Here is a 21088-nt window from a genome sequence, read left to right as displayed (position 1 = left end):
TTGCCACAAAGTTGGCAACGACTGAATCAGACTAGAATACAACGGTTTTGGTATAAATTTCTGTACAGCCTGGAACAATATGCGACCACATCGCGTTTATACGACATTGGAGGAACTCCTCGGACTGCGAATTTCGGCGGCCCGATTGAGCCTGCGCTTCGATAGGAGAAAGCTTCAGCAGCTGGCGGGCACCCATCTTTCCCGCTTTCGCGGACGTGGCATTGATTTTTCCGAGCATCGCCAATACCAGCCCGGAGATGACCCACGCTCCATTGACTGGCGCGTTACCGCCCGTCGCGGCAGAGTCCATACCAAAGTGTTTCATGAAGAAGTGGAGCGCCCGGTACTGATTCTTGTCGACCAGTCCATTAATCTCTTTTTCGGCAGCGACAAGGCGTTCAAATCGGTCGCTGCAGCTGATGTTGCTTCACTACTGGCCTGGGCCGGTTTGAACAAAGGCGACCGCATCGGTGGCGTGGTCTTTTCAGATTTCGGGCATCAGGAAATCAAACCCTCTCGCCACCCAAGGCAGGCGTTAAGACTACTGGAATGCGTGCACGAATTTAACAACCAACTGAAGCTGCCCTTAGACGGAAACCGGCAGTTTGGTCTGAATGACGCTTTAGTGGAACTGCGACGAATCGCCCGGCCCGGCAGCCAGTGCTTTCTCATATCCGACTGGCGACAGTTTGACAGCACGACAGAAAAGCTGTTGTTCGAATTGAAACGTCATTGCCAGCTCCTGGCCTTTCAGGTGTACGACCCACTTGAGGCCTCATTCCCTCCCGGCTCTTTTCGCCTGACGGACGGCATTAACGAACTGGAAATCAATACCGACGACCAGGCTCTGGAGTATCGATTTGAACAACAATTCCAGCAGTGGCAGGAAGACATCGTAAACAAATTTGCCGGCCTGGGAATGGGATGCGCCCGAATATCCACCCAGGAAGATGCCGCCGAAACCTTGCTACTGTTACAGCAAAGCAGCCGCAGCTCAATTGCTTCAACCGGGGTTGCCTCATGAGCATCGTACAGCAACTTCAACTGAACGACGTCATAGAACCTTCTCCGATATCTGCCTGGCCTCCCGCCCCAGGCTGGTGGCTGTTGCTGGTATTGGCACTACTCATGTTAGCCCTGGGAATATACTGGCTCATTCGTCTCCGCCGACACAGAACCTATCGCAGACGCGCATTGACAGCGTTGGAAAAATGCTGGCAAGTGCATAGCGCCAGAGAAGACTATCCGGGATTCAGGCATGCAGCCAATCTGGTGCTGAAACGCCATTGCCTGCAATTAGGATACACCCACACTGCGTCAATGCCGGCTGAATCCTGGCAAAAATTCCTGATGAAAAAACTCCCCCCTCGTTACCATAGTGAGGTGAGCAGTTTCTGTCATTTACTCTACCGACCCGTTGAGACCACTCAACAAGAGGCTAGAGACCAGTATGTCAAACTCCAGGACTGGATCAGGAGGCTAAAGTGCTGACTTTTGCATGGCCCTGGTTATTCATTCTGATCCCCCTGCCCTGGTTGATCCGAAAGCGCACCAAACCCGACGCTTCCAACTCAACCGCCGTTTACGTGCCCTTTTATGACCAGGCCAGATCAGCGCTTGCCGGGTATGGGGGACAACGTACTGCCCGAAATGGTCAACCCCGCTGGCTGAAATTGCTGGCGACTCTGGCCTGGCTGCTTCTTGTCGTTGCCAGCACCCGACCCCAATGGCTGGGAGACCCCATCCCGGTGAAATCCGAGGCCCGGGACCTGATGCTCGCCGTGGACATATCCCCGAGCATGCAGGAAACTGACTTACTTCTGAAAGGCTATCAGGCCACCCGCCTGGAAGTGGTTAAATCCGTCGTGACGGATTTTATCACCCAACGACAGGGAGACCGGGTCGGATTGATTCTGTTCGGTGCACAGCCGTACATTCAGGTCCCCCTGACGTTCGATCTGACAACCGTCGCCCAACTGCTGGATGAAGCAACTCTCGGTATTGCCGGCAACGCCACTGCTATCGGTGATTCCATCGGACTGGGCATCAAAAGGCTACGTGAACGACCGGCCGATTCGCGAGTACTGATCCTGCTGACTGACGGTGCCAACACGGGAGGCGAAGTCAGCCCGGAGCAAGCCGCGACACTGGCGGCAGAAGCCGGCGTAAAAATCTATACCATTGGTGTTGGTGCAGACGAAGTGCTTCGCCGCGGGATTTTTGGTTACCGCAAGGAAAACCCCTCATCAGACCTGGATGAAAGGCTATTGCAAAGTATTGCAGACAAAACCGACGGACAATATTTTCGCGCCCGCAATACCGGTGAGTTGGAGTTGATATATGAATCTATCAACCAGTTGGAGCCTATTGAGCAGGATCAACGGGTATACCGCCCCACCACGGAGTATTATGCATTGCCTTTGGCATTCTCGATGGTATTCCTCCTGATGTTCTGGGCGATTAATTGGATTCTTTCCCACCCACGAATCTCAAAGCACTTTGGCTCCACTGAAGCCGGACTGACAGCACAATCAGCAAAAGGAGGAAAGTAATGCCTGGCCAGTTTCACTTTCTTCGCCCTGAGCTGCTTTGGTTTTTACCGCTGGTGCTGGTGTTGTGGTGGGTACTGAGGCAAAAGGCCCGTCGCAGCAATTCCTGGAACCAGATTCTACCGGCGGAGTTCCTGCAGGCGCTCTCCACTGGCCAGTCCGGCAAGCAGACTTCGGTGCTTACCTGGCTGTGGCCAACCAGCTTGCTGCTGGCCATTCTGGCGCTGGCAGGCCCTACCTGGTATCAGCAGGAAACACCGACAGGGTTGAAGGAAGATCCTGTGGTCATCGTATTTGATCTGTCCCTGTCCATGCTGGCAACCGATCAATCCCCTAACCGCCTGAAAAAAGCACAGCAAAAACTGTATGACATTGTTCAGTATCGTCGCGAAGGACAAACCGGACTGGTCGCTTTTGCAGGCAGCGCACATGTCGTTAGTCCGTTAACCGAAGATTCTGATACCCTCCGCGCCATGATTCCGGCCCTGGACCCGTTCATTATGCCCGAGCTCGGCAGTAATGCGGCTTCCGGCGTACTTAAGGCTGTTGAGGCTCTGGAACAGACAGGGTCCCGCCGGGGAAGAATATTGCTGATGACAGATGGCATAGAGCCTAGTGATATTCCCACCATTGAAGACGCTGTCAAAAAAGCCGGCGCAGAGCTGTCTGTCATTGGGGTCGGTACAGCAGATGGCGGCCCGATCCCGATTCCCAATCGGGGGTTCATCAAACAGAACAATGAAATTGTCGTCGCCAGGCCTAACTTTGCGGACATGCAGACTATTGCGACGAATTCCGGCGGACGATTTACCCAGTTAACACTGGATAATCGTGATATCCGCTACACTCTTCCTGACCAGGAGCTGCTTCTGTCCTCCGACGATGGCTCCGGCCAGACGTCACTCGACTGGCATGACGCAGGTTATTGGCTGCTGTTCCCTATCATGGTGCTGGCCTTGTGGCAGTATCGCCGTTCAGGTATCACCATCATGCTGGCATTAGTGATAACTACCTATCCTGACAACAGTTACGCCATAGATTGGCAGGACCTTTGGAAGACGCCGGACCAACAGGCGCAGGAAGCCTACAATCAAGAGGATTATGCAACTGCCGGCCAGCTCTTCAATGATCCGCTATGGCGAGGAATGGCTCACTACAAAGCAGGTGAATATGAGGAAGCGGCCAAGGCATTTGCGTCAGTCGATACCCCACAGTCTCACTTCAACCGGGGTAATGCACTAGTACAACAACAACAGTTTGAAGAAGCACTTAAAGCCTACGAAAGAGCCTTGAAGGAAGCCCCCGACTTCGAAGCCGCCCGTGACAACAAAGAAAAACTTGAGCAGTTTCTTAAACAGCAGCAACAACAATCGAAAAATTCACCGAATCAGGACCAACAACAAAACGGTCAGGATAACAACTCGCAAGACCAGCCATCTCAAAACCAGTCATCTCAAGATGAAAACACCTCCGGACAATCGGGTGGGCAGGAAAATGAACAGGCAGGCAGCCAATCGCAGCAAAGCCAATCCGACGCCCAGCAGCAGCGTGACCAACAGGCGCAGTCTCAGCCCGACCAAAACTCCGACTCTCAGACTGATGAGCAGAATCAGCAAACTCACGAGAACCAGCAGGCTGATAATGGGAATGAGGAAGAATCTCAAAAAGAAGCGCAACAATCACAGGCATTGTCCTCACCTGAAAATGAAACAGAGCAGTCTCAAGCCAATGAAGAGTCCTCACAAAGCGCCACTCTGGCAGATGAGGCCAGCCTGAAGGACCAGCAGACCGAGCAATGGTTAAGACGCATTCCTGATGATCCCGGCGGCCTGCTCAGGCGCAAATTTCTTCAGCAACATCAATCGAATAACAGGCGGCAGTCAAACGACAACAACGGTCGAACAATATGGTAATGGGTAAACAAGTTTTGGTGGAGAGTCGAAGATCCTTCCGGCAACAAATCATCGCCGTACTATGGCTGATAGTCTCGGCATCAGTGTTTTCTGGCGTCGCCTGGGCGGACTTAAGAGCTGAAGTGGACAGGACAGAGGTCCAGGAGAATGAATCCTTGCAACTGACAGTCACCAGTACCCTGGAGGTCTCTTCCACGCTGGATCTCTTCAGTCTGAATAGTCTGTCTATACCACAACCGGACATCAGTGCGCTGGAAAAAGACTTTGAGATCCTCGACCGGCGTCAGAGTTATCGGGTTCAGATCGAAAACAATCAGAACAATTCCGTGATCACCTGGGACTACACATTATTACCCAAGCGTAGCGGGGAGCTGACGATTCCTGCAATTGAGTATGAGAATAAAAAGTCTTCCCCGATCTCAATCAGAGTGCTCACCGGCCCTCAGGATATCCCCAACCAGCAAAAAGACGTGTTTCTTGAGGCCGAAATCGACTTATCGGAAGTCTATGTTCAGCAGCAGGCCATCTATAAAGTAAGGCTTTTCTACAGCCAGGACCTGATCAGAGGCGAACTGCAACACCCGGATCACCCTGATGCGCTGTTCAAACAGATAGGAAAACAGAAAGAATTTTCCCGCTATGTGGGCACCCGACGCTTTAATGTAATCGAACGGCAATATGTTGTGTTTCCACAGAAAGCCGGTGAGATGGAGATTCCCTCCCTGATTTTTACGGGGACTTTAATGGAGCGTCGAATCGGGCGCCGGATCTATTCCAAAGAATCCTCGCCGTCCGTCAAAATCAACGTTAAAGCGCCACCATCAAGCTTTTCGGGCAAAAACTGGCTGCCGGCACAAAGCCTCAATATTCGAGATGTCTGGAGTGATCCGGCACGAGAAATGAAAACCGGCGATTCAATGACGCGCACCATTTCCCTTCAGGCACTGGGACTGGAAGGCGTACAACTCCCCCCACTTCCTAACGAGAGTCTTGACGGACTACGGGTTTATCCGGAACCTGAGCCCCTGGACACCGAAGAGCATTCCGCCGGAGTGACCGGGCAACGGCAAGAAACACAGGCCATCGTAGCTCTGCAGCCAGGCGTCTATACCCTTCCAGAAGTTCGGATTCCCTGGTGGGATGTGGTAAATGATGAAGAAAGGGTTGCCATTCTTCCCAGCAGAACGATCACAGTCACCGGCGCGCCTACCACCAGAAACCAACCGACGCAGGGACCGCAAACACAGCCGTCGAGCCCGGAATTTGAACAACATCAAACAACCAGTCCTGCAAGCCCCAACGGCTCTTTGAATACCGGAAAAGACACCTTGAATACGGGCGAAGAAAGCAGTCTGATATGGCAGGTATTGTCTGCCATTTTCCTGCTTCTCTGGTTGCTGACTCTTTGGGCATGGTGGAAAAAGCCCGGAAACAGGATTGGCAATGACCAATCCCCCAAACCAACGCCTGCACCAAACGAACGCATTAGTCTGCAGAAACTGGAGCAATTAGCGGCATCCGGAGACCCTCGCTTTCCGGAACAGTTTCTCAACTGGCTTCAGCAACAGCGGAAAATTCTTCCCGTTAGCGAATGCGATGCCCTGCATGACGGCGCCCGTCCATTACTCAATGACATCCAGCGACTTCACTATGGCCAGAACGCTGATCCGTCCTCAGGGCAGAAGAAAGCTGCCGAGGTGACTGAGCTTGCCAGCCAGGTTCTGAGTATGGCCAAAAGCATCCAGGCAAAACTTGAACAGCGACATACAAATCAACTACAACCTTTGTATCCAGAGACCTGAAAATCTCACTGAAGAAGTGCCTGATGCCCATTAGCTGAGGCCCTATCTATTATAGATAGGGCCAGTAAAGTCAGGCCTGTCAGAATGAGCATGACAGATCGAGCTTGTAGGCTGAGAATTTCATCGGATAGATAATGGTGGCCGAAACTTTGAGACTAAGACTTGCTGATCATAGAAGTTTGATGGATAAAATCTGGCGGATAGCGGATATCACTGAATAAGCGAAAACACCTGAAAAACCGAAGTACCCGATTGAATATCAGCAATACCTGATTGTGTAAAAATACTGATGGTAAATTCACCAAAAGGATAACTGCGTATTCCTTTTGGTCGAGTTTCGCAATAGTCTGTTACTTATTCTAATGGTTTGGATACCAGTTCACCGGCGATGTATTGCCTAACACGTAACCGTAGAAACCAAGAATGAGCCTCAAGGGGTCTAGCATGTCCTACCCTGACGCGAAACCTGCCCAAAGCCGAAGATTTCAACACCGTAGCAAGGTTTACCACATCAGAAACATCTTGTTTTTTGCCCTGATTTACTGCACGTGTGGCTGGGCACAGGCAGACGCGATTAGCATCTATACGGAAGAATTCCCTCCCTACAATTACACCAGCGATGAAACCGTAGACGGTGTATCAACCCGGATCATCCGTGAAGTCATGAATCGAACAGGGTTGGCCTATACACTGAATGTTTACCCCTGGACCAGAAGTTACCGGGAAACCCTGGATCACCAGAATACTTTCATCTACTCGATCAGCCGCCTGAAAGAGCGGGAAGGCCTGTTCAAATGGGTCGGAAAGATCGTGCCAGCGGGCTACAGTGTTTTCACCCTGCAAGGTAACCAGGATATTAAGGTGGAAACTCTGGAGGACATGAAACGCTATCGCATTGGTACAACTGTTAACGATGCCAGGGAAGTATATCTGTTGAGCAAAGGATTCGATGTCCGCCACTTTGACCGCTTGAGCGGTGAAGATGCCAACACCCGAAACTACCTCAAACTCAAGGCCGGAAGAATTGATCTTTGGCCGATTCCTGACGCCGTGGCCTACCATATTGCCCGCTCCCAGGGAGACAACCCAAAAAACCGGTTGCGTCGGGTATATGCACTCTCTGAATTATCCAACGGCTATTATCTGGCCACCAACATCAATACCGCTGACCAGGTACTCGAATCTGTCCGGCGCAGTCTGGCACATTTCAAAGCGTCCAAAGAATATATGGCGATCCTGAAAAACTGGGGGCTGGAAGAGCTGTACGAACAATGTGTTGATCGCTACAGCTCTCTACATGCTGCCGATGAATGCTAGGTGCATACGGATCAGAGTTCCCGAATCACCTCCAGAGTTTTCTGACACAGGTAGATCAGATCCTCATCAGAGATAACGTAGGGCGGCATTGTATAAATCAGTCGCCCGAATGGCCGCAGCCAAATCCCCTCTTCGACCAGCCGGGGTTGGATAACCGCCATGTCCACGGGCTCTTCCATTTCAATCACGCCAATGGCGCCTATAATTCTGACATCCCTGATTCCCTCGATCTTCATCGCATCCGCCCACTGGGATTTGAGAATGCCTTCTATCCTGGCGATGTCAGCTTGCCAGTCCTTTTCCAATAACAACTCAATGCTGACGTTTGCCACTGAACAGGCCAGAGGATTCCCCATGAAAGTCGGCCCGTGCATAAATACACCAGCCTCGCCCCGGCATATCCCATCTGCCACCCTGTCAGTACACAATGTTGCCGCCAGTGTCATATAACCGGCTGAGAGCGACTTGCCGACAGTCATAATATCTGGACAGATATCCGCGTGATCACAGCCGAACATCTTGCCAGTACGACCAAACCCTGTCGCAATCTCATCGGCTATCAACAGAACATCGAACTCATCACACAGTTCCCGAACCGCTTTCAGGTATTGCGGAGAATAAATCCGCATACCTCCCGCCCCCTGCACAATCGGCTCAATAATCATCGCCGCCAGTTCATGATGATGGCGCTCAAATAATTCTCTCAACTCACTCAGGTCTTCATCGGTTATCTGCCGGTCGTAACCCATCGGTGGTGCAGGCGCAAAAATATTTTGGGGTAATACAGCGCTGAAAAGATGATGCATCCCGTTCACCGGATCACACACTGCCATGGCGCCAAAGGTGTCACCGTGATAGCCGTTACGCACGGTTATCAAACGATGCTTCTCTGGCTTCTGTTGTGAGTTCCAGTATTGGATCGCCATTTTGATGGCAACCTCTACGGATACAGATCCAGAATCGGCCAGGAACACCTTAGTCAGTCCCTCCGGCGTGAGATCCACCAGATGCTTAACCAGCCGCGCTGCGGGTTCATGCGTTAAACCACCAAACATCACATGCGACATCTGCTCAACCTGGTGGGTAATGGCTTCATTAATTCGCGGATGGTTATAGCCATGAATGACACACCACCAAGAGGCCATGCCGTCGATCAGTTCACGACCGTCCATCAGTTTAAACCTGACTCCTGAGGCACTCTCAACTGGAAACAGCGGTGGTGGATTGATCAGGGAGGAGTATGGATGCCAGCAGTGGGCCTGGTCGATGCGAACAATTTCTTCTGGAGTCAGCATGTATTTCCCGTATTTATGGTGAACGTTTAGTAAAGACCTGCTCTTAAAAAGTCATACTTGAATAGCGTATTAAACCTTTTCTGCAGACATAAAAAAACCGAACTCAACAGGTTCGGTTTTTTTAACGTGCCTGATTGCCGACTATACGTTCAGTACCTCGACCAGCACAGTTTTGATCACAAAGCCCAAAGCTCCCATGCCAAGAGCAGCAAACAGCACCATGGTACCGAACTTACCGGCTTTGGATTTCTTGGCCAGATCCAGAACGATAAAACCCATGAAACCAATCAGAGCCGTAATCAGAACGACCAGGCTGATATTCTCAAATTGCTCAACAGTCATTAGTCTCTCCTCCCAAAAATCGGGAGCCATTATACGGTCAACGGTTAATAAGTAAACAGAATCTTACGAGGTTTTTATATATCAATCAGCTATAAACAATAGAGGATCGTCGAAATTACTTTCGACTCAGAAGGTTAACGGCTCACAAAAATACAACAAAGAAGCGCGTTATTGACCATTGTCAGTTAAACAAAAGACTGGTTCATGTTATACACTTAAAGTTCCATGAGAGATTTGAACCAATCCCGCTGCCGGGGGTGGATAATAGCTAAGGAGTCAGTGAAAAACTGCCTGCGTAGCCATTGCGGCGTCGCCGAAGATATTCAGAAGTTCCCTGACACCAGCTAAATCCAATAACAGTAGCACGAGCTTTGTCCCGCTCTTGAAGTGGTGCAAACAATAATAAAAGCGAAATTACCTGAATATGAGTCCGACTTTCCGCTGTCTTCTAACGGGAATGGGCCTTGCTCTGGCCGTAAGCTTGGCTTCTGCGTCAGAACCTGTTGCCTGTTTCTCCACTGCAGAGGTCCCGCCCTGGGGTCTTGAAGACCCTCAGGGACACCCTGCCGGTCTACTGTCAGTACTGGCGGAACGCCTTGGCAAAATCAGCGGCATCCGCATCATCAATAATCTCCGCCCCTATCCCAGAACCATTGATGAAATCAGAAAAGGTAAAGTGGACTTCGCTGTCATGTTCGCCGGCCCCAGTTCAGACTCCATTGGCCTACCTATAGGAGTGGTGACGAATATGGATATCATCATGGTGGCCAGAACCAGTCATCCGAAAGTTCAAAGTCTGGACAATATGGCAGGGGAGCTGGTGGGTTATATCCGGGGCTCCCTGTACGGAAAAGCTTTTGAAACCAACACCAGCATTAACAAGATCCCAGTATTGGACATGGGTCAAGGGCTACGTATGCTGTCTGCCAACCGCATAACTGGTATGGTGGGCACAGATCAGGCGTTATATCACGGCCTTAAAAACGAACGCATTAATCCGCTGATGTTTCAGCCGCTGTTGGTGTTGGGAAGCGCCCAGGCAGTCCTGTACTTCTCACGGGCCTCAAGCAACAAGGCCTTAATCGAACCGATTCAGAGCGCCCTTCAGACCATGCGGGAAACGGGAGAGTTACAGGATCTTTTTGCCCTGCCGGGTAAGCCGGCAGAGCACTTTATGGCTCATTAGGGTTTGCTGAGCGTTGCTTGAATTATCAGATGGATCGCTAGTGATCGCGGGTAAACACCCATTCATCACCCTGGCTCATTTCGGCCCGGAAACGATACCCTTCCTCGTTAAAATCCTTTAATCCTTCCGGCTCGTCAATCCTATTCTGGACAATATACCTGGCCATCAGACCTCGGGCTTTCTTTGCCCAGAAACTCACGACCTTATACTTATCCCCTTTAAGGTCCTTGAATACAGGAGTGATCACCCGAGCATTCAGCTTCTTGGGTTTCACAGACTTGAAGTACTCGTTAGAAGCCAGGTTCACCAAGATCGGATCAGACTTTTCCTGCAACTCATCGTTGAGCGTTTCGGTAATCGTGTCTCCCCAGAATTGATAGAGATTGGTTCCCCGAGGGTTCACCAGACGAGTGCCCATCTCCAGCCGATAAGGCTGCATCAGGTCTAGAGGCTTCAGCAGTCCATAAAGACCAGACAAAATACGCAGGCGCTTCTGGCTTTCCTGCAAATCCTCTTCGCTAAGGGTTTCGACATCAATGCCTGTGTACACATCCCCTTTGAAGGCAAACAGGGCTGGCCTGGCATTTTCGATCGTAAAGGGTACGGACCACTGCTGATATCTATTGGCATTCAAGGTGGCCAGGTCACTGCTGATACTCATCATTTCAGACAATTCCCAGGGCTCCTTGCCTTTCAGTACATCAATCAATTCAAGACTGTGGTCAAGAAATGCGGGGACGGTAGATTCAACAGAAGGAATATCGGATTCGTAATCCAAAGTCTTGGCAGGAGATACAACCGTTAACATGCAGCCCTCAATATACTGTTCAAATAATCCACAAAGGCCTGATGATCAAATGGCCAGTTCAACTCTTCTTCACTCTGACGACAACCCAGTACGGGAATACGTTCAGCGTACAGAGTCATCATTTTGTCTGATTCGCTGATATCCGCATAATTTAGAAAGACTATGTCGGCGATAGCCGGATTGGCTTCCAGAACTTCGTTGATAATCCCCTGTGCATCGTCACACAGATGACAGCCAAGAGTTCCATACAACATGAGATCAATCGTCATTTCAGAGCGATTCCAGAATTCAAAAAAGGGGATGCTATCACATCAGGTCATTTTCACAACTTGTGAGGTTTCGGGGTCGAGCAAAGGGGATGTAGCTGATAACCGGTCTACCGGCTCGGATTATATGCTGTTAAAACTGGGGGACAGCCCTGTGCTAGCCACATAGCCCTGAATTTGATGGACAAGCAGATCATATCAGCCAGGTACATCAATAAACCTGACTGATCTGGAACCAGACTAATCAATAGGTGCGGATGCGAATATAGGCGTCGTCGCTGAACTCAATACCTTCCAGGTGCACGCTGCCCATCGTGGCACCACCCACCTGCCCCATAGGACGGATATTGTTAAAACTTACCCTTTCTATGCGGTTTGGCAATGTGACATTGAAATAGCCGTCTTCGGTCATCAAGGGTTTGACGCGGTCAGGTTCTATCTGGACACCCTCAACTTCCACATCCGCATCCAGCACATTGGCGATAGGGAAAAAGATTTTTCCAATTGAACCCATGACTTCAACCCCGTCCAGTCCACCTTCTTCCTCAAACTTTTTCATTGCTTCTTCATCGACCTGGGCCTCCTGCAGACGGGTGAAAATATCCACCACGTCCTGCTGAATCCCCTGCGCACTGACGGCTCCCATCTCAGACTCATCCATCGGACGCAGGCCTTTAGTCCGTTGTTGGGAATGTTCCACCTGTTTAACAGGGACAGCCTGAACCGGCGCTGTGGCGGCAAAGGCGACTAATGGCTGCAGAGGCGTCACAGCCATGGCGACAAAAGCGGCAGCATAACGATAACGACTTTGATGCTTCAGTGTGCGAGAGAGTTCTTTCTCTGAGATCCACCCTTTTTCAATCAGCAATTCACCCAGACGCATTTCGCGCAGGTGTTGCTCTTTCAGAGCTTCATTCAGTTGGGATTCGGTGATATATCCACGATTTACGAGCAGACGCCCGAGACGCGATTTTTCAAGCGAATTTTTATGCACCGCCATAGCGACACTCCAGAGTAGTATTTGAGTAGTTTTCTAAGCATGGAAAATGGATTGAATTTTGTACAGCCGGTACTCGTTATTTTTTGTCACTTTTCATATAACTAACGGTAAACGGGCCCTGGAACGTTAAATTTTGTAGCAATTTTCGCCAAAGGGTAAAATCCTGCTGGTTTTGCTTTTCTCTTGAGCGTAAAAGCCTCTATTATCAGGGTTGCCCGACAGGAAAAACGAAGCGTTTACTACCAGCCATGACGTTCACTCCTCGAAGTGAGTATGGTGGGTTGATAAAACATAACAAAAAAGGGCAACAGTCCACGGACCCGGAGAGGAATGCTTTACAACGGATTTTGGAGGCGTGAGAATCGAGGATTTGTAGAGGGGTTGTACAGGTTTCCTGCTTTTATTGATCCAAGAGGTGTAAATGAATAAGTTTCTGATCGCTGCTACGTTGTTTGTCGCCACTTGCTTCCTGTCCACATTCAGTCACGCTCAAGGTTCGGTTATTGCTATAATCAAGACCAATCAGGGCGACATTAAAATTCTGCTCGATGGGGATAAGGCTCCTGAGACTGTCGATAATTTCCTGAAATACGTGGATGCGGGTTTCTATGATGGCACGGTGTTTCACCGCACTATCGCTGACTTTATGATCCAGGGTGGTGGTTACGACCAGCAACTGGCGGAAAAAATCACGCTGCCTCCTGTCAAAAATGAATCTTCCAACGGACTTTCCAACGTCCGGGGAACTGTCGCCATGGCCAGGAAAAGCGCACCAAACTCGGCGACCTCCCAGTTTTTCATCAATGTCGTCGACAACCTTTACCTTGATTACCAGAACGGCCGGTCTGGCTACACTGTTTTTGCGAAAGTGGTTGAAGGAATGGATGTGGTCGATAAAATTGCCAACACCAAAACCGTTCGCAAAGGTGCATTTACGGATTTGCCGGAAGTCCCAATCGTTATACAGACCGTGGTGATTGAACAACCCTCATGAAGCCCCCAGGAATCAAGGAAGCCAGTATCGACTGGAGTGATGACAGTACGCCAGTCTCGGACCAGTACCAGGACGTCTATTTTTCCCGCCTGAATGGAAAAGCAGAAACAGAACATGTGTTTATCAACGGTAACCGGTTAAGGGAGAGATATCAGTCTCTTCCCCCGGGTAGCCGCTTTGTCATTGCCGAAACAGGATTTGGCAGCGGCCTGAATTTTCTTGTTGCCTGGCAGATCTGGGCCGAAGTCGCACCAAAGGATGCCAGTCTGCACTTTGTCTCAGTCGAAAAATTCCCGCTGAAGCTTGCCGATATGATACGCAGTCATGAGGTATGGCCTGATCTTGAAGATTATGCCAGGCAGCTTCAATGCCAGTTACCCCCATCGGTAATGGGAACCCATCGCTGCCAGTTCGAACAGGATCGGGTGAGTTTAACGGTTTACCACGGCGACGTACTCAAGTGGCTGAAATCTCATAATTTCACAGCCGACGCCTGGTTTCTCGACGGATTTTCTCCCAAACAGAATCCGGACATGTGGTCTGACGAGCTGTTTGCAGGCATTGCCGCCCATTCCGCTGAATCCACTACCTTTGCCACATTTACTGCTGCCGGTTTTATTCGGCGTGGTCTGGCCGCATGCGGCTTCAATGTTTCCAAGACCGAAGGTTTTGGCCAGAAAAGAGACATGACCGTTGGGCATATGGGCGCGGCAGAAACTGCTCCGATCAGCAGGGGTCTGGCCACATCCTGCAGGATAACCATCATTGGTGCCGGACTGGCTGGTGCAATGACCGCTTCAACTCTGGCACGCCGGGGCTTCCAGGTCACTGTCCTGGAACAGCACGAGCAACCTGGCGCTGGCGCATCGGGTAATTCACAAGGCGCTCTTTACATAAAACCTGCTGTGGACTGGAACCCACATACCCGTATTCATCTGGCCCACTACCTGTTTGCCCAACGCAGCTTTCAGCACATTTTACAACTACCGGAACACCTCTGGTCCGCCTGTGGCGTAATTCAGCTGGCTTTTAATTCCAAGGAAGCACAGAGGCAACACAAGTTTGTTAAAAAAACCGATTATCCAGACAACATTGTTTATCCATTAACTGCAGATGAAGCCAGCCGTCTGGCGAACACAAGACTATCGCAAGGCGGATTGCATTTTCCCAATGGAGGTTGGGTAAACCCACAGGCACTTTGCCGACACCTTCTGGATCATCCCAACATCAACACTCGGTTTCTGACCCATATTACGGACTATAACTTTCTAAATGATCAATGGCAGATTCTTGATCACAACGGGGTACTGTATCAGGCTGACGCATTGATATTGACCGAAGGACACAACAGCAACCAGAATCCCCTGCTGCAGGATTTGCCGTTCAAGTCCATCAGAGGGCAAATCAGTTACCTGCACACCTATCGGGAATCCACAGAAAAGGATTCGCCCCCACTTTCCTATCCACTTAAAAAAGTCATTTGTGGTGATGGATACGCTCTACCAGCGGTACAGGATAAAATCGTTTTCGGGGCCTCCTTTCATCCAAATTCCGAAGCGACTGACGTCACAACAGGAGACAATCAGGAAAACCTTAACAAGCTCCGTCAAATCTCTGAGGAATTGTTTGAGGCTATCAGCCCAGTGCAGTCAGATATCCAGGGACGGGCCGCAGTCAGGTGTGCATTACCTGACTATCTGCCGGTGATAGGACCAGTAATTGCTAAAAGCGGGCACTCCGTGGAGGGCCAACTACCAAGGCTTTTTGTGAATACTGCCTACGGCTCAAAAGGACTGGCTATTGCGCCTTTGGCAGGTGAAATCATCGCGGATATGATTGAGGGCGTCCCACTGCCTATTGAAAATTCGCTATTAAAGCGACTTGCTCCGGACCGGTTCAATAAGGGAAACTAGGGGTCTGTGGTCGTTTCAGACCCTAGGGACTGACTAAAGAGGCAAATTAGCCTATGTCTGTATATGTGGTGGATTCCGGGCGCCGTGTAGTGACACCGCTAAGGGTGGACCCGAAAATCAGGACCGTGGAAGAGCTGGACAGTGTCACCGCGATGCATCCGATCGGGGTTGCTGATGCTGGCCCCCATACTGAGCTTTACTACAACCAGCTTGAGCCTGGCGACACATCCGAACAGGACACTGCCGCGTCGTCGCCCCGAACGGAACGGAGGCACCAACCCAGGATCAGCGCCATCATGAGCAGTCCGGTACTGCTTCTGCAAAGTGACTGGTCAATTCAGCACGCACTGACCTTCATGGACCAACACAGCATCAAGCACGGACCAGTCACCAAGGATGAGGAGATTATCGGTCTTCTTGCCGAAAACGATCTATTGAAAGCCTCTCTCACACTAGACGATTCCACCACAGTCGAAACGATCTGCACTCCCTATCTGGTTATCGAAGGTTCAAACCCGGTAGCCACAGCCTGTATGGCAATGCTGCACCAGAATACCAATGCCGCGATCGTTCGTAACGGTGCCGGTCAGATGATCGGCATACTCACCACCAGTGATATTCTGAAATCTCTCGCAGATCTTGAGCTGGAAGTCTGGGCCTAGGGCACTTTAAACCCGCCTCTTTATTTAGATCAGCAGCCGTCAGTACTCTCACGGCATTCCGCATAATGGCTGATACCGTCCACCACGGACAGGTTTTCGATCTTCAGGTAATTGGTTCCCCCGACTTCCTCCTGGGACACACCAAAGACTTTTCCGAACAGTGTGGGCATGACTTTCACCAGACGCTCATTCCCGGATGAACCGGTCTGATGTGCCCAGACCTCTTCAAACATTTCGATGTCCAACTCTTCGTTGTCCACGATATCGTAACGCACCACCCAACCATCTTCGCCGCCGGCATTATCGCCAAACAAATCTCCTGTACTGAAGCCGGAAGCATAGACCTGGGACTCCACTTGTTTGGCGTCCAACGTCCGATCATCACCACTGCTTCCCCACTGTTCAACAGCAGTAATTTCGGAAAGATTCCGGTGATACACCAGGAAAGCATCCCAACCCCCTTTGTTGCTTGATAACCGGGGAATCGCACCTTTGGTCGCCCCCGCCAGGATTGCCCCGGTAGGAGCCGGGTTGACCGCATTGACTTCATCATCGGCGTCGGACCCGTATTCGGCAGAACGGCGCAGGGACCCATCTTTGGACAAGGAACGCATCTGAATATTGTCACCACGATCGCTTGAGGATCGCTCTACGATAGCAAAGGTAGAGAAATTACTGGGACCGTCCTGTGCTACATGATTCAGGTATTCATTCAGATCGGTGCCGTACTGTACCACGCTGGTCACTTCACCATTGGAATCGACCTTCATGGCAAAGCCATCAATCCCGCCGGCATTGGTTCCTCCAAGGAAACCTCCGTGGGTTCCTCCTACAATATTGATATTGTCTTCGCCATCAATGGACAAGGACTCCGCAAAATCGTCCTGACTGGTACCAATCTGGCGCTCCCAGACCAGCTCAAAGTCTCCAACACCGTTCACATTCTCGTATTTCTGCACCAGGATATCATCCCCGCCCAAAGTAAAATCACTTCCACTGGGTGCTGATGCGATCACCTTATCGACTGTCGCCACCACATACAGGTTGATGATTTCATCGTTGGAAACGTCATAACGATCAATACCGAAATCATTGAGCACGATATTGACGTCATCCTGTTGGATAGTGAGAGCTCGCAGTAGTGAGTCTCCCAGACTGCCGTCCACCACCAGGCCCCTAGTACGGCTGAGATGTATAATATTGGCCACCGCGTTCGAACTGCTATCGAAGTTGCGATAACCCACATAGACATCACCTTTGTCGTCAGTATAGGCCTCCACCACTTCAGCATTGGCACCCATGGCCACGTTAACATCGGACAACCACTCGTTTACGTAGACTTTGAGCGTGGATTCTGAAGCCCGGACAGTATCCGTATCCACCCACCCCAGGGTCAGAAATTCATCCGTGTCCCCATCATCACCACTGGTGTTGTCCGGCGCATTCAGAAAAATCCGGGCTTCGGTAATCCCTTTAGCGAACTGCACGGTGTAATTGGAAGGCGTGATGACAAGGTCGTCATTGGCGCCGGTATCAATATCAGCATCACCGCTGTTGATGGTCAACACCTCAAATTCGGCCGAGACTGACTGCTCAGGTACCCGGTCCAGTGTTACGGTGACAGGTATGGTGATGGTGCGTCCGGCAGAAGACTCTGTCACGGCCACCTTGGGAACAGCAAAGGAAACAATCGGTTCATTGTCTTCGATCGTGATCGTGGCGCGACTGGACACATCCGCATCCAGCTCTCCCACTTGGTCAATTTCCAGATCAATGCCAAAGTTTTCATCATCTTCAGCGATCAGATCATCCACCACAAACAACATGATATAACAGGTGGTTTCACCGGCCGGTATAGAAAAGTTTCCATCCTTGACCGTCACGCTGTCGCCATTGGTTTTCTGAACGGTTTCCAGATAATCCGCCCCGCTCTGTGTCTTCAGATCTACCAGTGAATACGACCCCAGCACATCAAGATAGAACGGGTCGCTCAAAATCACTGGCAGGAACTCCAGTCGAACTTTCTTGCCATCCCAGGCATCTGGATCAAGTTGGTTCTCAACGAAATAATCAATATCGTCATCGGTAAACAGATCATTGCCATCAGCATCCTGCATACAGACCCGGCCCGGTTCAGTGTCATCGGCGGCATCTATAACACCATTGCCGTTACTATCGACTTTATCCTCCGGAAATGTTCCCTTGTCGCCCTCATCGATAGAACCGCTGATATCACTGAAACTGACCTGACTGACTTCAACACCGAATTCCACCGTCGCCACGGTATTGCCATCGGTGACACTGAGTATGATGGTGTCAGAATCATTGAAGGTATCGTCCGCCCCAGTCGCACCAGGAATACCGCGAAGCACCACGCCTCTGCGCAAGGCATTATCAATCAGATCGGTTTCCAGCCAGTCCGGCGCATTGGTCAGGCTGTAATTCAAGCTCCCATCGCCACCATCCACGCCCACTTCGTAATAGTACTCGACTCCCACATAGGCCTCTCCGGGAATCGATCCCAGAATCCGGATAGGCAATACATCGCTTTCGCCTTGTGAACCACACCCAGCCAGCAAAACGAATATCAGCGAAACAACACCTGAAAGGCTGATCCTTGAGAATCGACACATAGAAATCCTGCAATCTTGTTATAGATTTTTACAGAATCTTATAAAAGTTTGTTTTTTGTAACCATATCCGGGTGTCTGAAACCAAACCCGGGTCACATAGAAAGGTGATATGAGAAACATGGAAAGGTATAAGAGGAGCATAGAATGATGCTAACACCCTCACCTGTACAAAAGGCTAGGGCTAAACCTGAAAACTGCATGCAGTTCGCAACAACAGTTTTCAGGTACACCTATGGGGTTCACAGCCTCTACAATCTCAGACTGGCAGGCCTATTCACCTTTCCACTCTTTGACCTTGGCCAGAAATGCTTCTTCGTTGTATACCTGAACTCCCAGCTGCTCGGCCTTGGTGAGCTTGGAACCCGCTTTTTCACCGGCCACCAGGAAGCTGGTCTTGGCAGAGACACTTCCGGCCGCCTTTGCCCCCAAAGAGACCAACAGGTCCTTGGCTTCATCACGGGTCATGTTTGTCAAAGTACCGGTCACAACAACGGATTGTCCATCCAGCGGCAACCCTTCCCGGCTTACCTGCTCGATATCCTGCCAATGGACGCCATGACTCCTCAGTTCCTCGATGGTTTCCAGGTTATGAGGCTGCTCAAAGAAGCTCTTGATATGCCCGGCACTGACCGGCCCGATATCGGAAACCTCTTCGAGGTCTTCAATGGTGGCTTGCTGCAGCTTTTCCAAAGAGCCGAAATGATTGGCGAGTGTTTTCGCGGTTGCCTCCCCCACCTCGCGAATACCCAACCCGAAGATGAACCGGGGCAGCGTCGTGGACTTGGCTTTTTCCAGGGCTTTAATCAGGTTTTCCGCTGACTTCTGCCCCATTCTTTCCAATGCAGCAATATCCGCCACTCTAAGTGTAAACAGCGATGCCGGCGTACTGATCAATTCTTTCTCAATCAGAATATCCACCAGTTTGTCGCCCAAACCTTCAATGTCCATCGCCTTCCTTGAAGCAAAGTGCTTGATCGCTTCTTTTCTCTGGGCAGCACAATAAAGCCCACCAGAGCATCTCGCAACGACCTCTCCTTCAAGCTGGATGATGTCAGAACCACATACAGGGCAGGTTTCAGGACGCTGAATGACCGCCGCGTTCTGCGGCCGTTTTTCAGGTACCACACTGACGACCTGGGGAATCACATCCCCCGCCCGGCGAATCACCACACTATCGCCGACATGCAGGTCTAGTCGTCGAATTTCGTCCATATTATGCAGAGTGGCATTACTCACCGTGACACCACCCACAAACACGGGATGCAAGCGCGCAACTGGCGTCACCGCACCAGTCCGCCCCACTTGAAAGTCCACCGCTTCCAGAACGGTCATTTCCTCCTGAGCAGGAAACTTGTGCGCAATTGCCCAGCGCGGTGCCCGGGAAACATATCCCAGAGCTTCCTGGAGAGCCAGGTCATCGACCTTGAATACAACACCATCGATGTCGTAAGCAAGTCCGTCCCTTTGCTGCATGATGCTGCGATAGTATTCCAGGCAAGCCTGGGCACCCGTGACTCGTTCTGTGAGAGGGTTAATTTTAAGCCCCCACTCCTTCAGCTTTTCCAGAATCTGGCGTTGTGACCCCGGAAGTTCTCCACCCTCCACAAAGCCGACACTGTAGCAGCACATTTCCAGAGCCCGGGTGGCAGTCACTTTCGGGTCAAGTTGTCGCAGACTCCCTGCAGCGGCATTTCTCGGATTGACGAAAACCTTGTCGCCTTTTTCCAGCGCTTTTTTGTTATAGGCGTCAAATGCCGCCCGCGGCAGATAAATCTCTCCACGGACTTCCAAAGTTCCCGGATAGCCTTCCCCTCGCAGCTTTAAAGGAATGTTTGCCACGGTTTTCACATTGGGCGTGATATCTTCTCCCGCGGTTCCATCCCCCCGGGTCACACCACGTATCAAACGTCCGTCTTCATACCATACACTGATAGCAATACCATCCAGCTTCGGTTCGCAGCAGTAGACGACTTCCTCCTCCCGCTTGAGACGATCCCTCACACGACGATCAAAATCCAACAGATCCTGCTCTTCAAACGCATTATCGAGGGACAACATCGGCAACCGATGCTCTACCGTTTCGAAACTATCTGAGGGCATTGCCCCCACCCGCTGGGTTGGCGAATCCGGTGTAATAAGATCGGGAAACCTGGCTTCCAACTGACGCAGTCTTTGCATCAGCCGGTCATATTCGGCATCAGGAACGCTGGGATCATCCAGCACATAATAACGGTAGTTGTGGTCTTCGATGGCCGCACGAAGGCCCATAGCTTCTTCTGAAGCCGCTTGAAACTCTTGACTCATGAATGGTCCTAAACCTTGGAAGCCTAATGTTTAAGAGCTCTCTGTATGTACTCCAGAAAGCTCTTAACCACGCCTTGAAAGAATGCTCTTTAATAGCTCTTGGT

General features: G+C 50.7%; 17 protein-coding genes. 10 read left to right on the top strand and 7 right to left on the bottom strand.

The window, feature by feature from the left end:
• Positions 1-79 precede the first annotated feature (79 nt).
• The 6 genes from F566_RS0123395 (at position 80) to F566_RS0123370 (ending at position 7581) form a co-directional block, all read left to right on the top strand.
• Positions 80-1024 (top strand): DUF58 domain-containing protein, encoded by a 945-nt coding sequence (locus F566_RS0123395; protein ID WP_020409462.1) that lies wholly within the window; start codon positions 80-82, stop codon positions 1022-1024.
• On the top strand, positions 1021-1491 hold the full coding sequence (locus tag F566_RS35745; protein WP_020409461.1) for a DUF4381 domain-containing protein: 471 nt from the start codon (positions 1021-1023) through the stop codon (positions 1489-1491). Before F566_RS0123395 ends, F566_RS35745 begins: the two co-directional genes overlap by 4 nt.
• A complete protein-coding gene (locus F566_RS0123385) occupies positions 1485-2552 on the top strand; it encodes a vWA domain-containing protein (RefSeq protein ID WP_020409460.1) in 1068 nt (355 codons plus the stop codon). Before F566_RS35745 ends, F566_RS0123385 begins: the two co-directional genes overlap by 7 nt.
• A complete protein-coding gene (locus tag F566_RS0123380) occupies positions 2552-4462 on the top strand; it encodes a vWA domain-containing protein (protein ID WP_020409459.1) in 1911 nt (636 codons plus the stop codon). The genes F566_RS0123385 and F566_RS0123380 overlap by 1 nt, the downstream gene beginning before the upstream one ends.
• A complete protein-coding gene (locus F566_RS0123375; RefSeq protein ID WP_157497031.1) occupies positions 4462-6264 on the top strand; it encodes a BatD family protein in 1803 nt (600 codons plus the stop codon). Before F566_RS0123380 ends, F566_RS0123375 begins: the two co-directional genes overlap by 1 nt.
• A gap of 444 nt (positions 6265-6708) precedes the next feature.
• A complete protein-coding gene (locus F566_RS0123370) occupies positions 6709-7581 on the top strand; it encodes a substrate-binding periplasmic protein (RefSeq protein WP_020409457.1) in 873 nt (290 codons plus the stop codon).
• A gap of 11 nt (positions 7582-7592) precedes the next feature.
• On the opposite strand, the gene bioA is transcribed toward F566_RS0123370, so the two are convergent.
• Positions 7593-8876 carry an adenosylmethionine--8-amino-7-oxononanoate transaminase gene (gene bioA / locus F566_RS0123365; protein ID WP_020409456.1) on the bottom strand — a complete coding sequence of 428 codons (1284 nt, stop codon included), beginning with the start codon at positions 8874-8876 and terminating at the stop codon, positions 7593-7595.
• Between the two features lie 141 nt (positions 8877-9017).
• A complete protein-coding gene (locus tag F566_RS0123360) occupies positions 9018-9218 on the bottom strand; it encodes a DUF2788 domain-containing protein (RefSeq protein WP_020409455.1) in 201 nt (66 codons plus the stop codon).
• A gap of 424 nt (positions 9219-9642) precedes the next feature.
• Here F566_RS0123360 and F566_RS0123355 point away from each other — a divergent pair, with 424 nt between their 5' ends.
• The gene (locus F566_RS0123355) at positions 9643-10404 is read left to right on the top strand and encodes a substrate-binding periplasmic protein (RefSeq protein WP_083921163.1); all 762 of its coding nucleotides are present in this window, start codon (positions 9643-9645) and stop codon (positions 10402-10404) included.
• A gap of 37 nt (positions 10405-10441) precedes the next feature.
• Here F566_RS0123355 and yaaA read toward each other — a convergent pair whose 3' ends face one another.
• The 3 genes from yaaA to F566_RS0123340 all read right to left on the bottom strand — a co-directional run bounded on the left by yaaA (position 10442) and on the right by F566_RS0123340 (position 12478).
• On the bottom strand, positions 10442-11212 hold the full coding sequence (yaaA, locus tag F566_RS0123350; protein ID WP_020409453.1) for a peroxide stress protein YaaA: 771 nt from the start codon (positions 11210-11212) through the stop codon (positions 10442-10444).
• Entirely contained in the window at positions 11206-11481 is a 276-nt protein-coding gene (locus tag F566_RS0123345) for a glutaredoxin family protein (protein WP_020409452.1), read from the bottom strand. The genes yaaA and F566_RS0123345 overlap by 7 nt, the downstream gene beginning before the upstream one ends.
• A gap of 241 nt (positions 11482-11722) precedes the next feature.
• Positions 11723-12478: a cyclic di-GMP-binding domain-containing protein, MshE-related gene (locus tag F566_RS0123340; RefSeq protein ID WP_020409451.1), complete on the bottom strand. Its 756-nt coding sequence runs from the start codon at positions 12476-12478 to the stop codon at positions 11723-11725.
• A 421-nt stretch (positions 12479-12899) separates the two neighbouring features.
• Between F566_RS0123340 and F566_RS0123335 the strand changes: the two genes are divergently transcribed.
• From F566_RS0123335 to F566_RS0123325, 3 genes are read left to right on the top strand one after another with little or no spacing between them, the layout of a single operon-like run.
• Positions 12900-13472 carry a peptidylprolyl isomerase gene (locus tag F566_RS0123335; protein ID WP_020409450.1) on the top strand — a complete coding sequence of 191 codons (573 nt, stop codon included), beginning with the start codon at positions 12900-12902 and terminating at the stop codon, positions 13470-13472.
• Positions 13469-15385 carry a bifunctional tRNA (5-methylaminomethyl-2-thiouridine)(34)-methyltransferase MnmC2/FAD-dependent 5-carboxymethylaminomethyl-2-thiouridine(34) oxidoreductase MnmC1 gene (mnmC, locus tag F566_RS0123330; RefSeq protein ID WP_020409449.1) on the top strand — a complete coding sequence of 639 codons (1917 nt, stop codon included), beginning with the start codon at positions 13469-13471 and terminating at the stop codon, positions 15383-15385. Before F566_RS0123335 ends, mnmC begins: the two co-directional genes overlap by 4 nt.
• Positions 15386-15438: 53 nt before the next feature.
• On the top strand, positions 15439-16047 hold the full coding sequence (locus F566_RS0123325; protein WP_020409448.1) for a CBS domain-containing protein: 609 nt from the start codon (positions 15439-15441) through the stop codon (positions 16045-16047).
• Positions 16048-16076: 29 nt separating this feature from the next.
• On the opposite strand, the gene F566_RS0123320 is transcribed toward F566_RS0123325, so the two are convergent.
• Both F566_RS0123320 and ligA read right to left on the bottom strand, forming a co-directional pair.
• Complete coding sequence (locus tag F566_RS0123320) at positions 16077-18680, bottom strand: hypothetical protein (RefSeq protein WP_020409447.1); 2604 nt, start codon at positions 18678-18680, stop codon at positions 16077-16079.
• Positions 18681-18950: 270 nt separating this feature from the next.
• Positions 18951-20984, bottom strand: coding sequence for an NAD-dependent DNA ligase LigA (ligA, locus tag F566_RS0123315; protein ID WP_020409446.1), 2034 nt, complete (start codon positions 20982-20984; stop codon positions 18951-18953).
• Between the last annotated feature and the right edge of the window lie 104 nt (positions 20985-21088).

This window comes from Hahella ganghwensis DSM 17046 (assembly GCF_000376785.1).
Lineage (GTDB): Bacteria > Pseudomonadota > Gammaproteobacteria > Pseudomonadales > Oleiphilaceae > Hahella > Hahella ganghwensis.
Note: the sequence above shows the minus strand (reverse complement) of the source record. Positions and strands in the feature narration are given on the sequence as shown.

Bases quoted from the DNA above. Each gene is read 5' to 3' on its own strand.
- yaaA (WP_020409453.1), bottom strand. From the start codon at position 11,212: ATGTTAACGGTTGTATCTCCTGCCAAGACTTTGGATTACGAATCCGAT.
- F566_RS0123375 (WP_157497031.1), top strand. From the start codon at position 4,462: ATGGGTAAACAAGTTTTGGTGGAGAGTCGAAGATCCTTCCGGCAACAA.
- F566_RS0123360 (WP_020409455.1), bottom strand. From the start codon at position 9,218: ATGACTGTTGAGCAATTTGAGAATATCAGCCTGGTCGTTCTGATTACG.
- F566_RS35745 (WP_020409461.1), top strand. From the start codon at position 1,021: ATGAGCATCGTACAGCAACTTCAACTGAACGACGTCATAGAACCTTCT.
- F566_RS0123335 (WP_020409450.1), top strand. From the start codon at position 12,900: ATGAATAAGTTTCTGATCGCTGCTACGTTGTTTGTCGCCACTTGCTTC.
- F566_RS0123355 (WP_083921163.1), top strand. From the start codon at position 9,643: ATGAGTCCGACTTTCCGCTGTCTTCTAACGGGAATGGGCCTTGCTCTG.
- F566_RS0123345 (WP_020409452.1), bottom strand. From the start codon at position 11,481: ATGACGATTGATCTCATGTTGTATGGAACTCTTGGCTGTCATCTGTGT.
- F566_RS0123395 (WP_020409462.1), top strand. From the start codon at position 80: ATGCGACCACATCGCGTTTATACGACATTGGAGGAACTCCTCGGACTG.
- mnmC (WP_020409449.1), top strand. From the start codon at position 13,469: ATGAAGCCCCCAGGAATCAAGGAAGCCAGTATCGACTGGAGTGATGAC.
- bioA (WP_020409456.1), bottom strand. From the start codon at position 8,876: ATGCTGACTCCAGAAGAAATTGTTCGCATCGACCAGGCCCACTGCTGG.
- F566_RS0123325 (WP_020409448.1), top strand. From the start codon at position 15,439: ATGTCTGTATATGTGGTGGATTCCGGGCGCCGTGTAGTGACACCGCTA.
- F566_RS0123320 (WP_020409447.1), bottom strand. From the start codon at position 18,680: ATGTGTCGATTCTCAAGGATCAGCCTTTCAGGTGTTGTTTCGCTGATA.
- F566_RS0123380 (WP_020409459.1), top strand. From the start codon at position 2,552: ATGCCTGGCCAGTTTCACTTTCTTCGCCCTGAGCTGCTTTGGTTTTTA.
- ligA (WP_020409446.1), bottom strand. From the start codon at position 20,984: ATGAGTCAAGAGTTTCAAGCGGCTTCAGAAGAAGCTATGGGCCTTCGT.
- F566_RS0123370 (WP_020409457.1), top strand. From the start codon at position 6,709: ATGTCCTACCCTGACGCGAAACCTGCCCAAAGCCGAAGATTTCAACAC.
- F566_RS0123340 (WP_020409451.1), bottom strand. From the start codon at position 12,478: ATGGCGGTGCATAAAAATTCGCTTGAAAAATCGCGTCTCGGGCGTCTG.